General features: G+C 73.8%; 11 protein-coding genes. 4 read left to right on the top strand and 7 right to left on the bottom strand.

What is annotated here, in order from left to right; all coding sequences use genetic code 11:
* Positions 1-175: 175 nt before the first annotated feature.
* From WME83_RS49370 to rpsT, 3 genes are all read left to right on the top strand, one after another.
* On the top strand, positions 176-1,525 hold the full coding sequence (locus WME83_RS49370) for a hypothetical protein (RefSeq protein WP_437316664.1): 1,350 nt from the start codon (positions 176-178) through the stop codon (positions 1,523-1,525).
* 92 nt (positions 1,526-1,617) lie between these two features.
* Positions 1,618-1,806 (top strand): hypothetical protein, encoded by a 189-nt coding sequence (locus WME83_RS49365; RefSeq protein ID WP_020741788.1) that lies wholly within the window; start codon positions 1,618-1,620, stop codon positions 1,804-1,806.
* 13 nt (positions 1,807-1,819) lie between these two features.
* Positions 1,820-2,104, top strand: coding sequence for a 30S ribosomal protein S20 (gene rpsT / locus WME83_RS49360; RefSeq protein ID WP_437316663.1), 285 nt, complete (start codon positions 1,820-1,822; stop codon positions 2,102-2,104).
* Between the two features lie 147 nt (positions 2,105-2,251).
* Here the strand turns inward: rpsT and polA are convergent, their stop codons facing one another.
* From polA to WME83_RS49330, 6 genes are all read right to left on the bottom strand, one after another.
* Complete coding sequence (gene polA, locus WME83_RS49355; RefSeq protein ID WP_437316662.1) at positions 2,252-4,954, bottom strand: DNA polymerase I; 2,703 nt, start codon at positions 4,952-4,954, stop codon at positions 2,252-2,254.
* Between the two features lie 33 nt (positions 4,955-4,987).
* A complete protein-coding gene (locus WME83_RS49350; RefSeq protein ID WP_437316661.1) occupies positions 4,988-6,316 on the bottom strand; it encodes a carboxypeptidase regulatory-like domain-containing protein in 1,329 nt (442 codons plus the stop codon).
* Positions 6,317-6,335: 19 nt separating this feature from the next.
* Positions 6,336-6,539, bottom strand: a complete 204-nt coding sequence (locus WME83_RS49345) for a hypothetical protein (protein WP_437316660.1) — start codon at positions 6,537-6,539, stop codon at positions 6,336-6,338.
* Positions 6,540-6,640: 101 nt separating this feature from the next.
* A complete protein-coding gene (locus WME83_RS49340; RefSeq protein WP_437316659.1) occupies positions 6,641-8,569 on the bottom strand; it encodes a S8 family peptidase in 1,929 nt (642 codons plus the stop codon).
* Positions 8,570-9,062: 493 nt separating this feature from the next.
* Positions 9,063-10,601, bottom strand: a complete 1,539-nt coding sequence (locus WME83_RS49335) for an aminopeptidase P family protein (RefSeq protein WP_437316658.1) — start codon at positions 10,599-10,601, stop codon at positions 9,063-9,065.
* Between the two features lie 94 nt (positions 10,602-10,695).
* Positions 10,696-11,436, bottom strand: a complete 741-nt coding sequence (locus WME83_RS49330; protein ID WP_437316657.1) for an SDR family oxidoreductase — start codon at positions 11,434-11,436, stop codon at positions 10,696-10,698.
* Positions 11,437-11,567: 131 nt separating this feature from the next.
* On the opposite strand from WME83_RS49330, the gene WME83_RS49325 reads away from it, so the two are divergent.
* Entirely contained in the window at positions 11,568-12,410 is an 843-nt protein-coding gene (locus tag WME83_RS49325; RefSeq protein ID WP_437316656.1) for a hypothetical protein, read from the top strand.
* 93 nt (positions 12,411-12,503) lie between these two features.
* Here the strand turns inward: WME83_RS49325 and WME83_RS49320 are convergent, their stop codons facing one another.
* Positions 12,504-13,049, bottom strand: coding sequence for an HdeD family acid-resistance protein (locus WME83_RS49320; protein WP_437316655.1), 546 nt, complete (start codon positions 13,047-13,049; stop codon positions 12,504-12,506).
* Positions 13,050-13,148 lie beyond the last annotated feature (99 nt).

Genomic DNA, 13,148 nt, shown 5'->3' with positions numbered 1-13,148 from the left:
GGCGGCGTGGGAGACGCGGGCAGCTCGCATCGTCGAGGTCGCTCTATCCCGGCGATCGGAGGATGCGGCGGCGGTGGCCGACCTCCTCGCAGCCCCGGATCTCGCCGCGGAGCCAGGCGAGGAGCAGGCCGGGGACATTTCGCGAGAAGCACGCACCGCAGGAGAACGCAGTACCATGGCGGACGGATTGGAAGCAGGCAGGGCCTCGAAGTCTGAAGCGAGCCTGTCGGGCGGCAGCGCCTCGCGGCCCCCGGAGAAGAGACGCCAATCGCTGAAGGAGATCGCCGAGCGCGCCAGCCAGGCGCCGGGTCGCGCGAGCGGCGCGACAGGGAGCAGCCCGGCGCTCTCGACGCCGGTGCCGTCCGCGCGCGGTCCGCTGTCCACGCCGGTGCCGTCCGGACGCGGTCCGCTGTCCACGCCGCTGCCGGCCTCGGGACGCGGCTCGATGCCGCCGGGGCGCGTATCCACGCCGCCGGGGCGCGGGTCGATCTCCGGCGTCATGCGCGCGTCGTCGCCGGCGTTGCGGCCGGCCGAGGGGGTGACCGAGGACTCCGGCGTGATCGATCTCAACCGCCTCAGCGCGTCGGTTCCCCCGGAGCACGTGGAGGCCGCCGACAGGGCGCGGCTCGGCGCGGCCGATACGCTCGAGAGCGAGAGGCACGACGCGGTCGCGGCGGTGTCCGCGAGGAGGCCGCGCGCGCCGTCCGCGCCCGTCGCCCAGCCTGCTGCGAAGAAGCGGTCCGGCGGGATGATCGCCGGCGCGGCGCTCGCGGCCCTGGGCTTGGCCGCGGCGGTGGCGGTCGTGGTGAAGACGAAGGCGCCGTCGCAGCAGGAGACGGCGACCGCCACCGCGGCAGCGCCGACCATCGACGTGGCGCCCGCCGCGCCGCGCGAGGAGAAGCCGGCAGCGCCTGCTGCCCCGGTCGCCGCCGCGCCCGCCGCGCCGGCGGAGAGCGCGGAGCCCGAGCCGCAGGCGGTGGAGACGGAGACGGCGGAGAAGCTGGCCGCGACGCCCAGGACGGCCGCCGCGCCGGTCGGCGCCGGCGCGGCGGCGCCGGCGGCTGCGCCCGAGGTGCCTGCCTCGCCCGCCGCGACGCCGAAGCCGGAGCAGGGAAAGATGGCGGCGGCGCCGACGCCGGCGGGCAAGCCGGGGGATCTGCCTTCCGCCATGCAGGCCGCCGTGGGCGACGACGGGGAGAAGCAGCCGTCGGTGGTGTCGGAGGCGCCGGTGCCGGCCTCGGGCCCGCTGCGGCAGCAGAACATCCCCGAGCAGCCGTCGCAGGGCTCGGTCCAGGCCGCGCTCGGCTCAGTCATGGGCAACGCGAAGGCGTGCGTCGCGGGCGCGGACGACGTGTCGCGCGCGCAGATCACGTTCTCGTCGACCGGCCAGGTGAGCAAGGTCAGCGTCAGCGGCTGGGCGGCTTCGAACGGCCAGTCGAGCTGCGTGCAGGCGGCGCTCAAGGCCGCGAACGTGGGCCCGTTCTCCAAGCCGTCGTTCTCGGTGAGCGCCACGATCCGGCCCTAGTTCTTGGGAATCCACGGGGCCCAACCCCTGGCCCCGGAAGGCCCCACGTCCCGGTTGACACGAGGGCGTCCGCAGGTAGAATGCGCGCCCCCATGGTTTCCGCGACTCAGCAAACCCAGCGCATCCGTCGGCGCAAGGCGCGCACTTCGGGCACCCGCCGCAAGCGCTTCGAGCGCGCTCACGGCACCCCCAAGTTCCCGATCCATCCGGCGGGTTACGATCAGAACGCGCCGGACGCCCAGCGCGCTGCCACGCCCGCCGAGGCGCAGGCGAAGAAGTAGGAGAGCTTTTCTCATGGCCAATCACGCATCCGCCGACAAGCGCAACCGCCAGCGCATCACCAGGACCGCGCGCAACCGCGCCGCCAAGTCGGAGCTCCGCACGGTCGTCAAGAAGGCGCGCACCGGGCTGAAGGGCGCCCCGCAGGAGTCCACCGCGCTGGTCACCGCCGCGGTGAGCGCGCTCGATCGCGCCGCCTCGAAGGGGACGATCCCCGCCAAGCGCGCGTCGCGTGTGAAGAGCCGCCTGGCCCTCGCCCTGCACAAGGCGAGCGTCGCCGCCAAGACCGCCGCGGGCTGAGCAACAACCCCTTCGTACGTACGCCCCGCTCACCGCAAGGTGAAGCGGGCGTCGTCGTTTTGTCTGCCCCGATCGCCGGAACGCCGCCGCCGGTCTCGCCCCGCGCTATCGCGGGGCTCCGCGGCGGCGGCCCGGCGTTCCCGAGCGTCAGTGCGCCTCTGCCCACGTCGGGCCGTGGCCGATGTCGACGACGAGCGGCACGTCGAGCGGGAAGACCGACTCCATGGCCTCCCGCACCTTCGCCTTCGCCTCGTCCACCGCCGCGATCGGCACCTCGAACGCGAGCTCGTCGTGCACCGTGAGCACCATGCGCGCGCCGGGGACCACGGGGCGCGGGATGCGCACCATCGCGAGCTTCAAGAGATCCGCCGCCGTCCCCTGGATGGGGGTGTTCTGGGCGATGCGCTCCGCCTGAGCGCGGCGCATCCGGTCGCTGCTGCGCAGGTCCGGGAGCAGCCTGCGCCGGCCGAGCAGCGTGCGCACCGACTCCGAGCGCTTCGCCTCGGTCATCGTCCGCTCCATGAACTCGTGCACGCCGCGGTAGCGCGCGAAGTAGGCGTCGATGAAGCGCGCCGCCTCCGCGCGCGAGATGTCGAGGCGCTTCGCGAGCGCCGCCTCGCCCATCCCGTAGATCACGCCGAAGTTGATCGTCTTGCTCCGGCGCCGCATCTCGTCGGTGACCCCCGCCTCGTCCACGCCGAAGATCTCCATGGCCGTGCGCACGTGCACGTCCTGCCCGGTGCGGAACGCGTCGACGAGCACCGGATCCTTCGACAGGTGGGCGAGGACGCGCAGCTCGATCTGGGAGTAGTCGGCGCTCACGATCACGCTCCCGGGCGGCGCGACGAACGCGCGCCGGATCATCCGGCCGAGCTCCGTGCGGATCGGGATGTTCTGCAGGTTCGGATCCTGCGACGAGAGCCGCCCCGTCGCGGCCACGGCCTGGCTCCAGCGCGTGTGGATCCGGCCCGTGGTCGGGTGCACGAGGCGCGGCAGCGCGTCCACGTACGTGCCCTTGAGCTTGGCGATGACGCGGTGCTCGAGCACCACGCCGGGGAACGGGTGGTCCTCCGCCAGCGTCTCCAGCACGTCGGCGTCGGTCGAGCGGCCGGTCTTCGTCTTGCGCTGGGAGCGCAGCTTGAGCTCGTCGAACAGGACGGTCTCGAGCTGCTTCGGCGACGCCAGGTTGATGTCGTGCCCCACCATCTCGCGCGCCTTCTGCTCCAGCGCCGCGAGCTCGGTCGTCATCTGCGCGCCGAGCTGCGCGAGCGCCTGCGGGTCGACGAGGACGCCCGTGAGCTCCATCTCCGCGAGCACCGCCGAGAGGGGCAGCTCGATCTGCACGAGCAGATCCTCGAGCCGCTCGGCGCGGAGCCGCGGGCGCAGCCGGTCGGTGAGCGTGAGCGCGACGTCGGCGGACGCCGCCCCGTAGGTGGTGGCCTCGCCGATCTCGATCTCGTCGAGGCCGCGCTGCGCCTGCCCGCGGCGCTTCGGGGCCACCTCGTCGAGGGTCTGCATCTTGGCGCCGAGCTCGCGCTCGGCGAGCTCGTGGAGCTGGTTCTTCCCCTCGGGATCGAGCAGGTAGCTCGCCAGCATCGTGTCGAACGCGACGCCGACGAGCCCGATGCGGTGCCGCAGGAGCACCACCTCGCAGAACTTGACGTCGTGGCCGACCTTCGGGAGCTCGGGGTCGGCGAGCAGCGGGCCGAGCACCGCGTCGACGTCGCCCATCGAGAGCTGGGCCGGCGCGCCGAGGTAGCGGTGGCCCAGGGGGACGTAGACGGCTTGCCCCGGCTCGCAGGCGAGCGCGACGCCGCAGACGTGGGCGCTCATCGGCTCGCGGCTCGTCGCGTGCACGTCGATGGCGAGGCGCCCGGCCGCGCGCGCCGATTTGGCGAAGGCCTCGAGCTCCTCGCGCGTCGCGACGACCCGGTAGGTCGACGCGCGCGCCGTGGGCTCGGGCGCGCGGACGGCCTTCAGGAAGCGCGAGAACCCGAGCTCGGTGAAGAGCTCCCGGAGCCTGCCGGTGTCTGCGCCGCCGTAGCGCAGCGTCTCCAGGTCGAGCGAGACCGGGGCGCTGCCGTCGAGCGTCACGAGCTTCTGCGACAGGAGCGCGTCGGCCTCGTGCTGCTTGAGCGACTCGCGGATGCGAGGCTTCTTCACCTCGTCGAGGCGGGCGTAGATCGCCGAGAGCGAGCCGAACTGCGCGAGCAGCTCGGCGGCCGTCTTCAGGCCCACGCCGGGGACGCCGGGGACGTTGTCCGAGCTGTCGCCGACGAGGGCGAGCAGGTCGCGCACCTGCTCCGGAGGCACGCCGAACTTCGCGACGACCTCGGGGTGCCCGTAGACCTTGTCGCGCATCGCGTCCCAGAGCATCACCCGGTCGCCGTCGACGAGCTGCATGAGATCCTTGTCGCTCGACGCGATGACGACGCGCAGCCCCCGCTCCTTGGCCCGCGCGACGGCGACGGCCACGAGGTCGTCCGCCTCGAGCCCCTCCTGGATGAAGATCGGGATGCAGTACGCCTCGACGATCTCCCGGCACCGGTTCATCTGCACCCCGAGGTCGGGCGGCGGCGGCGGCCGGTGGGCCTTGTAGCGCGGGTCGAGATCGTCGCGGAACGTCTTGCCCGGGGAGTCCATCGCCACGCCGAGGTACGCGGGCTTCCGCTCGTCCACGAGCTTCGAGAGCATCGCGACGGTGCCGTACGTCGCGTGCGTCGGCTCGCCGCTCGGGCTCGAGAGCGGGCTGATCGCGTGGTAGGCGCGGAAGACGTAGCCCGAGAGGTCGATCAGGTAGAGGACGTCCGGAGCTCCGGCCGGGGGAAGCGCGGTAGGGCGCGTGGACATGGACCGACCCTTAGCACCTCGGGGCCCCGACGTTCACCGAACCACGATGTCGCGCCGCATTGTCACGTCGATGACCTGCCCGTCCCGCTCGACGCCGACAGAGACGCGCGTCCCCACCGGGCCGCGGAGGCGCTGGATGCAGTCGGCGAGCGGGAGCTCCTTCGCGTTCTCACCGTCGATGCGGACGATGACGTCGCCTTGCTGGAGCCCGGCGGACGCGGCGGGCCCGCCCTCGATGAGGCCCGCGATCGTGACGCCGCTCGACGAGACCGACAGCATCGCGCCGATGCCCGTGAGCTCCTCGCGCGACCCGCCGTCGTCCAGCATCCGGAGCTCGATGTCGGCGCGCGCCGCGCCCGTGCCGCGCGCGTCGAGGCCGGACACGATCTTGGCCATGTAGTCCTCGTGGCGCACGCGCACCGAGAACGGGCCGCGCGCCGGCACCCCCTCGAGCGCGTATTCGCCGTTCGCGTCGGTGAGCACGAGCGAGATCGCGTTGGCGCCGGACGAGGTCACGGAGTCGAGCTCGACCTGGGCCTCGACGACCGGCGCCCGCGAGGCGGCGTCGAGGACCCTGCCCTTCAGCGTCGCCCCCCGCGGCAGCACGATCCTCACGCCCTCGGTGGTGCGGCCCGCCTCGACGTCGACCGCCGAGCTCCGCGTCGGCGGGCGGCCGGCGGCGCTCACCGTCAGCACGTAGCGGCCCGGCGCGAGCGCGTTCAACCGAAACGCGCCGCCCGGATCGGTGACCTGGTGCGCGCGGCCGTCGGCGCTGCCGCGCACCGCGGCCCCGGACGGCACGAACGACTCGATCGCCAGGAGGTACGCCTCGACGGGCCTGCCCGACTGATCCACGACCTCGCCCGCGATCGCGCCTGCCGCGATCAGGTGGAGGACGTTGTCGCGGCCCGCGGCGAGGCGCGTGGGCTCGGCGTCCCCGAGCGGGGGCTGCGCCGCGGTCGCGGTGCACCCGTCGGCCTCGGGCGGCAGCTCGAAGCGGCCCTCGGTGTCGGCGCTCGCGGTCATGCCCGGCTCGTCGCGGCAGCGGACCACGGCGCCGGCGCTCGGGCGGCCCTCCGGATCGAGGACGACGCCGCGGACCGGCTCAGCGCGCGCGGCCGTCGTCTCGCGCGGCGGCGGCGGAGCCGGCGGCGGCTCGACCTCGACCTCGCGCGGCGCCGCGCGCTCCGGCTGCGGCGGCGGGAGCAGCGCCGAGGCGGGCTCGCGCCGCGCCGGCATCACGGGCGCGGGGCGCGGCACGAGCAGCCAGAAGAGGAGCGGCGCGACCAGCAGCGCCACGGACAGCAGGGCCGCGGAGAGCCAGGCCCTTCGCTGCGCGCCCGCCATCCGGCTGTCCGCCATGCCGTCCTCCGCCGTCGATTCAGCGGCCGGCGTCGGCCTGACCGGCCGAGCCCTCGGCCGCGCCTTCGGGGATCGCGTTCGAGTCGATCGGCTCCGGCGCCGCCTCGTCGCTGGGGCCGGGCGCGGGGCGTTCCGGCTCCGCGGGCCACGGCGTCTCGCTGGAAGAGCCGCCGCACGCCCCGACGAGCAGCGCGAAAGGTAGGAGCAAGGTGCCGGACCGCATGGCCGGCATCCTAGCTCGTTTTGGCGGGGAGGTCATAACGACCGGCTCCTGCGCACGGCCGTGGGCGAGCGGGGCGCGCCGGCTCGGCGCGGCGCTCCGGCTCAGCGCGTGGAGAGGTTCGTCCGGGCGATCCAGAGGCAGGCGGCGGCGTTGACCGCGCACCAGACGATGAGGGCCATCCGGCCGAGGGGGCCGGCGACCTCGCCGAGCGCGACGACCGAGGTGAGGTAGGCCGCCGTGCCGACGGAGAGGCCCGCGATCACCGGCCGGAGCTTCTTCACGCCGAAGAAGAGCGAGGTGAGGCCGAGCGGGACGAGCGCGTTGGCGAGCGGCAGCCAGCGGTGGACCGAGGCGCCGATCAGCAGATCGAGGTCGGCGATCGGCCGGGCCAGCACGTCGACGGCGAGGTCCACGCGCGGCAGGAGCCACGGGGCGAAGAAGAACAGCCCCGGTCCCGCCGCGAGCGCCGGGAGGAGGAAGCTCGCCTGCCACGGGCTCGTGGCGTTCGCCTCCTTCTTGCGGGCGCGGCGGCCGACCCACGTCGCGAGCACGAGCAGCGCGAGCAGCCGCACGGCGATGTGGCTCTGCGTGACGCGCACGACCGAGCTCGCGGCGTCGAGGATGCCGGCCCCGTAGAGGAGCTTGCCGCCGTCGGAGTCGTCGACCACGCGCGCGCCTGCGCGGAGCGCGTCCTCGACCGCGCGCGGGTCCGACACGCCGAGGCTCACGAGCAGCGCCGCCGCGCCGGCCACGTGGGGCGCGGCCATCGAGGTGCCGCTGTAGACGGGGTAGCCCTCGCACTTGTCGCGCCCGCGGTTGCAGATGGTCTGCTGGGTGACGTTCACCCCGGGCGCCGCGACGTCGACGCCCTGGCCGCGCGAGGAGAACCGCGCGATCTTGTCGTTCGCGTCGGTGGCGCTCACGCCGATGACGCCGTCCGAGGCGCCGGGGAATTGCACGCGCCCGCCGGTGTTGCCGGCCGCCGCGACGACCACCGCGCCGCGCGAGATCGCGTAGTCGATCGCGCTCTGGAGGACCTTGGAGTTGCGGGGCCCGCCGAGGCTCAGGTTGATGACGTGGGCGCCGTGCTCGGCCGCCCAGCGGATGCCGTCGGCCACGTCGGCGGTCGTGCCCCATCCGCTCTCGTTCAGCACCTTGACCGGCATGAGCCGCGCGTGGAAGGCGAGCCCCACGGCGCCGATGCCGTTGTTGGTCGACTGCGCGATCGTGCCCGCCACGTGCGTGCCGTGGCCCTGGTCGTCGTTCGCGTGGCTCGTCTTGGTGACGAAGTTCCATCCCTCCACGCACTCGGTGGAGGCGAGGTCGGTCCCCTTGGTGAAGGGCCCGTGGTCCTCGCAGGCGATGCCGGTGTCGACCACGGCGACGGTGACCCCGCGGCCGGTGGCGAAGTCCCAGGCGCGCTCGGCGCCGACGCGCGCCATGTGCCACTGGTCCTTCAGCAGCGGGTCGTTCGCGGCGAACGAGGCGCGCACCCACGCGAGCGGCTCGGCCGCCTCCACGCGCGGATCCTGCGCGAGCCGCTGGAGCGTCTCGTTGACCGAGCCCTCCACGGTGGCGATCTGGATCCGGGTCTCGGAGGCGAGCGCGGTCGGGATGGCGGTCAGCGAGAAGTCGCGCGCGAGCGCCGCGAGCGAGCTCTCGTCGAGATCGTCGCGCGCGTCGACGACGATCTGCCCCGGGATGTCGTAGCTGGTCTCGTCGAGCTCGGAGGCCAGCCCGTGCAGCGGCTCGCCCGCGGTCGCGACCGGCTCGCTCAGGACATCGAGGCCGCTGGAGCGATAGACGTCGCCGGGCAGCGCGGGGCTGACGTATCCGGGGAGGCGAGGCTCGAGCATGCCGGGGGAGCGCGCCGCGAGCGCGACCCCGGCGCCGCGGTCGTCCGTTCCGTCGGCCCTGGCCGCGCTGGACACCGCGACCACCGCCGCTGCCGCGAGCAACGACGTCGCGACCGCGCGTCCGGTGGGGAGAGTTGCGGTCCGTGACCCACGCTGAAGGCGAGACTTGTGCATAGGGGTCTCCTCATCGGCAGGGTAGCGCCGCCGTCCCCGAGCAGCCATCGCTCTGGCGTCGACGTACTGCCCCCGCCGCCGACGCATCACCGTGCCGCGCCCGCGCGCCCGCTGCGCCGATGACCGCCGCGCCAGCGGCGCAGCACCATCGCGATTGCGGACATCCTGGAACCGCCCCCACATTCCCCCTGACGAGCTCGGCAATCTCCCCCTTCCGCCCCCCGCTGCCCACCTGGAAAGAGCCGCCGGGGGAGGGGGGAGGGGCGCGGGCGGGCGGCGGGGGTGGGCCCCACAAACCCGAGCGCCGGCCCGCATCGAAGCGAGTCGCCCCCAGTCCTCCCCCACCCGTCCGACTGGCAATAGCCCCCCACAAGGCGCGAGTTTGTGGGGGGACCCCCGCCGCCCGCCCGCGCCCCTCCCCCCTCCTCCGGCGGCTCCGCCGCGCGCGGAACTCCGCCCGGCCCGCGCCGCTCAGCCCCGCCCGCCGCTCACGTCACTTCGGCGCCGCCCAGAGGCCGGCCATCCACGCTTCCACGTCGCTCACGGCCCGCGGGATATCGATCGACAGGTTCCGATGCCCCGTCTCCGTGACGAGGACGTCGTCCTCGATGCGCACGCCGATGCCGCGATAGCGTGCCGGCACGGTCTCGTCGTCGAGCTGGAAGTACAGCCCAGGCTCCACCGTGAGCACCATGCCCGGCTTGAGCTTGCCGTACTTGTAGACTTGCTGCCGCGCCTGCGCGCAGTCGTGCACGTCGAGGCCCAGCATGTGGCTCACGTTGTGGAGCGAGTACCGGCGGTAGAACTGCTTGTCTTCCTTGAGCGCCTCCTCCGCCGGAACGCCCAGGATGCCGAGCCGCTCGAGCCCCCGCGCGAGCACCCGCATGGCCGCACGGTTCGGCTCCATGAAGTCGTTGCCCGGCTTCACCTCGTTGATCGCCGCTTCCTGCGCCTCGAGCACGAGCTCGTAGATCTCGCGCTGCTCCTTGGAGAACTTCCCGTTGATCGGCAGCGTCCGGGTGATGTCGGCGGTGTAGAGCGCGTTGCCCTCGACGCCGGCGTCGAGCAGCACGAGCTTGCCCGGCTCGAGCGCGCCGTCGTTCCTCGTCCAGTGCAGGATACAGGCGTGGTGGCCCGCCGCGGCGATGGTCCCGTAACCGACGTCGTTGCCCTCCACCCGGGCGCGCAGGTTGAAGACGCCCTCGAGCTCTCGCTCGCTCCGCCCCTTGGGGAGCGCGCGGATGACGTCCTCGAAGCCCCGCTTCGTCGACGCGACCACCGCCTCGAGCTCCTCGATCTCGAGCGCGTCCTTGAGGAGGCGCATCTCCGAGAGCGCCTCGCCGAGCTGCTTGTCGCGATCGTGCTTGGCGAGGAGCTTGTCGACGCGCTCGGACGCGCCGCGGAGCACGCGGTGCGGGCGCGTCACCGTGCCGACGAGGCCGCTCAGGTACGCGTCCAGCTCGGGGAGCCCGCGGCACTCGTCGACGCCGAAGCGCGCGCGGCTCTGCTCGACGCCGAGGCGGGGGCCGACCCAGAGCTCCCCCTTCGCGCGATCGGTGAAGAACGTCTTGTCGCTGCGCCCGGGGTTCGGCTCGACGAAGAGGATGTCCCGGTGACCGCCGCCCTCCTGCGGCTGCAGGACGAGCACGCAGTCCGGCTCGAGGTTGCCCGTCAGATAGAAGAAGTCCGAGCCGGGGCGAAAGCGGTAGTGCGTGTCGTTGGAGCGCACCTTCTCGTGCCCCGTGGGGATGATGAGCGTCTCCGCCGGGAACAGCTTCGACAGCGCGCGGCGGCGGGCGGCGAACACGTCCGCGTGCGCGATCGGCTCGGGGAGCTCGCGGGACGCCGGCGCCCAGCGATCCAGCATGAACGCGATCAGGGCCTCCGGCAGCGTCGAGTCGTGGCTCGCCGGCTTGGCCTCGGCGCCGGCGACCGCAGCGGCGGGCGCCTCGGCGGGGCCGCTGCCGGTGGGCGCGCTGTGGGCAGGATCCGCCTGGACGGGGGCGGCGCTGGTCTCGGGCGTGGTGCTCATGGGGCTCAAACTATGGGTCGATCGGGCAGGGTCGTTCAAGCCAAAGCGCTCGCCCGACCCCGCGCGCGGATCGCCCCGCAGGGGAGGCAGCGCGTCACGTGACCGAAGCGCCGCCGTCGATCGCGAGGATCTGGCCGGTGATGAAGTCGTTTTCCGCAAGGAACACCACGGCGCGCGCGACGTCTTCGGCCTCGCCGAGCCGCCGCAGCGGGATGCGCTCGGCGAGGCGAGCGAGCGTGGCCTCGTCATATGAGGACGGCGGAAGGACCGTCCCAGGCGCGATGCCGTTGACGCGCACCTCCGGCGAAAGCCCCACCGCGAGGCCGCGGACGAGGTGGGCGAGCGCGGCCTTCGAGACCGAATAAGGGATGTAGTTCTTCCACGGGCGCTCGGCGCTCACGCAGACGATCGCGACGACGCTGCCGCGGCTGGCGCGGAGCGCGGAAGCGAGCTCTAGCGTGAGCAGGTACGGCGCGGTGGCGTTGAGCGCCAGGGCGCGATCCCACGCGTCGGCGGAGAGCTCGGCCGGCGGGACCCGCTCGAAGTTCGCCGCGTTGTGGACCAGGAGGTCGAGCCGGCCAGACGACCAGTCGAGCGCCGCCCGGGCGAGCGCGGCGACCGCGGCGCGATCGTGGAGGTCGGCCTGGAGCGCGACGGCGCGCCGGCCGAGCGAGCGCGCCTCGTCGACGACGGCGTCCGCGCCGGCGCCGCTCGTGGCGTAGTGGACGGCCAGGTCGGCCCCCGCCGCTGCGAGCGCGCGGGCGGTCGCGGCGCCGAGGCGGGTGCCGCCGCCGGTCACGAGGGCGACACGGCCGGTCAAGGGAACATGGGGCATGAGGGGTTCTGTAGCCGATGTGGGGCCGCGCGCGTCGAGATGCCGACGACGCGCCGCCTGGCCGGCGCTCGGCCGCGCGCCGTTTTTTTCGCCGGCGCCGCGCGCCATGGCACGCTGGAGCGGCTTTGCCGATGCCTCCGACACGCCGAGCCGCCGCAAAGGACCGCTCCAAGAAGCCGCTGCACCGCGTGTGCGCCCTCGCCGCCGCGCTGCTCTGCGCGGCCGGATGCACGGAGAAGCTCGAGTCCATCGAGCTGCCGGGCATCGACCTGCCGGGCCTCGATGGGCCAAAGACGAGCGCGCCGGCGAGCGCGGCGCCGCGGGCCCAGGGCGCGGCGAGCGCGGCCGGCGCGGCGAGCGCGGCGCCGCGGGCGCCGCGCGCCGCCGCGGCGGCAAGCCAACCCGAGTGCGACGAGCTGCCGTCGGAGGAGGAGGAGCGGCGCGCGCAGCTGCCGCCCCTGACGGCGCTCGGGAAGGCCGTGCCCACGGAGCCGTGGACCCCGCCGCCGTACGAGGTGCTGCCGGGCGTGACGCTCCCCGCGCCGATCGCCGCGAAGCTCGAGCGGATCGACCGGGGATACGCGCGCCGCACGCGCGAGCACCTCGTGATCACGAGCGGGACACGCGACGCGAACCGACAGGCCAGGGCCATGTTCACCAAGCTCAGGCTCGGCGAGGACCTCCTCAAGCTCTACCGGAACAAGGCCGCGGTCCAGGAGATCACGAAGGCGTACCGGGCGAGCTCGGGCAAGCCGCCGGAGCAGGTGGTCGCCGCCATGGAAGCCGTCATCCAGGACCAGATCGACCGGGGGGTTTACGTCTCGGCGCACCTGCGTCGAGGCGCCGTGGACGTGCGCAACAAGACCATGTCGCCGAAGGAGAAGCGCGCGTTCCTCGAGAGCGCCTCCGAGGTCGGGGGCGTCCTGGTCATCGAAGAGACGACGCCCGCGCACTACCACCTGCAGATCGACTGACGGGCAGACCGCCGCTCCAGGTCGCCGGCTCCGGCCTCGCCGCCGCGCGTGCACGGACGCGCCGCGGCCGGGGAGGGCGCGTCCGTGGGCGCATCAGTGGGCGCGCACCGGCGCGGCCGTGCCCGCCGCGCGGCGCAGGTGCAGCGAGAGCCCGAGGAGCATGGCCCCCACCGCGATCGCGAACGACCCGATGAGCCAGCTGATCGCCAGCACGCCCGCCGCCGGCAGCGCCACCATGAGGACGCCGAAGATCACCGAGGTGACGCCGCTCAGCCCGAGCCAGAGCTCGTTGGTGATCACGTGCCGGAGCCGCACCGCGCCGATGATCCGGAAGATGCCGGTCACGATGGCCCACGCCGCGATCAGGCCGTAGAGCGAGAGCGCGGTGATGATGGGCCGCCAGAACGTCAGCAGGGCGATACCGATGTCGAAGAGGCCCTCGACCACGGTGATCCCCCCGCCGCGGCCGCCGATCGCGGACGCGAGCGCGGCGCAGCCGTCGAGCAGCGCCCACACGCCGAACAGCAGGACGAGCGTGGCCAGCGACGGGAGCGGCCACACGAAGAACAGGATCCCGATGAGGATCCCGACGACGCCCCTCACGGCGATCACCCACCAATACCGCCCCAGCAGCTCCATGCTCCACCCCCTCCTCTGGCGCCCACGGCGCTCGCTCTCAGCAGACGCGCGCCGCCTGGTCACGCCGCGCGCTGCCGCTCCCGCGCGGTGCGCTGTACC

The organism is Sorangium sp. So ce385 (genome assembly GCF_051474135.1).
GTDB lineage: Bacteria > Myxococcota_A > Polyangia > Polyangiales > Polyangiaceae > Sorangium > Sorangium cellulosum_D.
This window is presented reverse-complemented; position numbering and strand designations above follow the sequence as displayed.

Coding starts and splice junctions, on each gene's coding strand:
- WME83_RS49335 (WP_437316658.1), bottom strand. CDS start 10,601: ATGAGCACCACGCCCGAGACCAGCGCCGCCCCCGTCCAGGCGGATCCT.
- polA (WP_437316662.1), bottom strand. CDS start 4,954: ATGTCCACGCGCCCTACCGCGCTTCCCCCGGCCGGAGCTCCGGACGTC.
- rpsT (WP_437316663.1), top strand. CDS start 1,820: ATGGCCAATCACGCATCCGCCGACAAGCGCAACCGCCAGCGCATCACC.
- WME83_RS49325 (WP_437316656.1), top strand. CDS start 11,568: ATGCCTCCGACACGCCGAGCCGCCGCAAAGGACCGCTCCAAGAAGCCG.
- WME83_RS49340 (WP_437316659.1), bottom strand. CDS start 8,569: ATGCACAAGTCTCGCCTTCAGCGTGGGTCACGGACCGCAACTCTCCCC.
- WME83_RS49370 (WP_437316664.1), top strand. CDS start 176: ATGGCGGACGGATTGGAAGCAGGCAGGGCCTCGAAGTCTGAAGCGAGC.
- WME83_RS49365 (WP_020741788.1), top strand. CDS start 1,618: ATGGTTTCCGCGACTCAGCAAACCCAGCGCATCCGTCGGCGCAAGGCG.
- WME83_RS49350 (WP_437316661.1), bottom strand. CDS start 6,316: ATGGCGGACAGCCGGATGGCGGGCGCGCAGCGAAGGGCCTGGCTCTCC.
- WME83_RS49320 (WP_437316655.1), bottom strand. CDS start 13,049: ATGGAGCTGCTGGGGCGGTATTGGTGGGTGATCGCCGTGAGGGGCGTC.
- WME83_RS49345 (WP_437316660.1), bottom strand. CDS start 6,539: ATGCGGTCCGGCACCTTGCTCCTACCTTTCGCGCTGCTCGTCGGGGCG.
- WME83_RS49330 (WP_437316657.1), bottom strand. CDS start 11,436: ATGCCCCATGTTCCCTTGACCGGCCGTGTCGCCCTCGTGACCGGCGGC.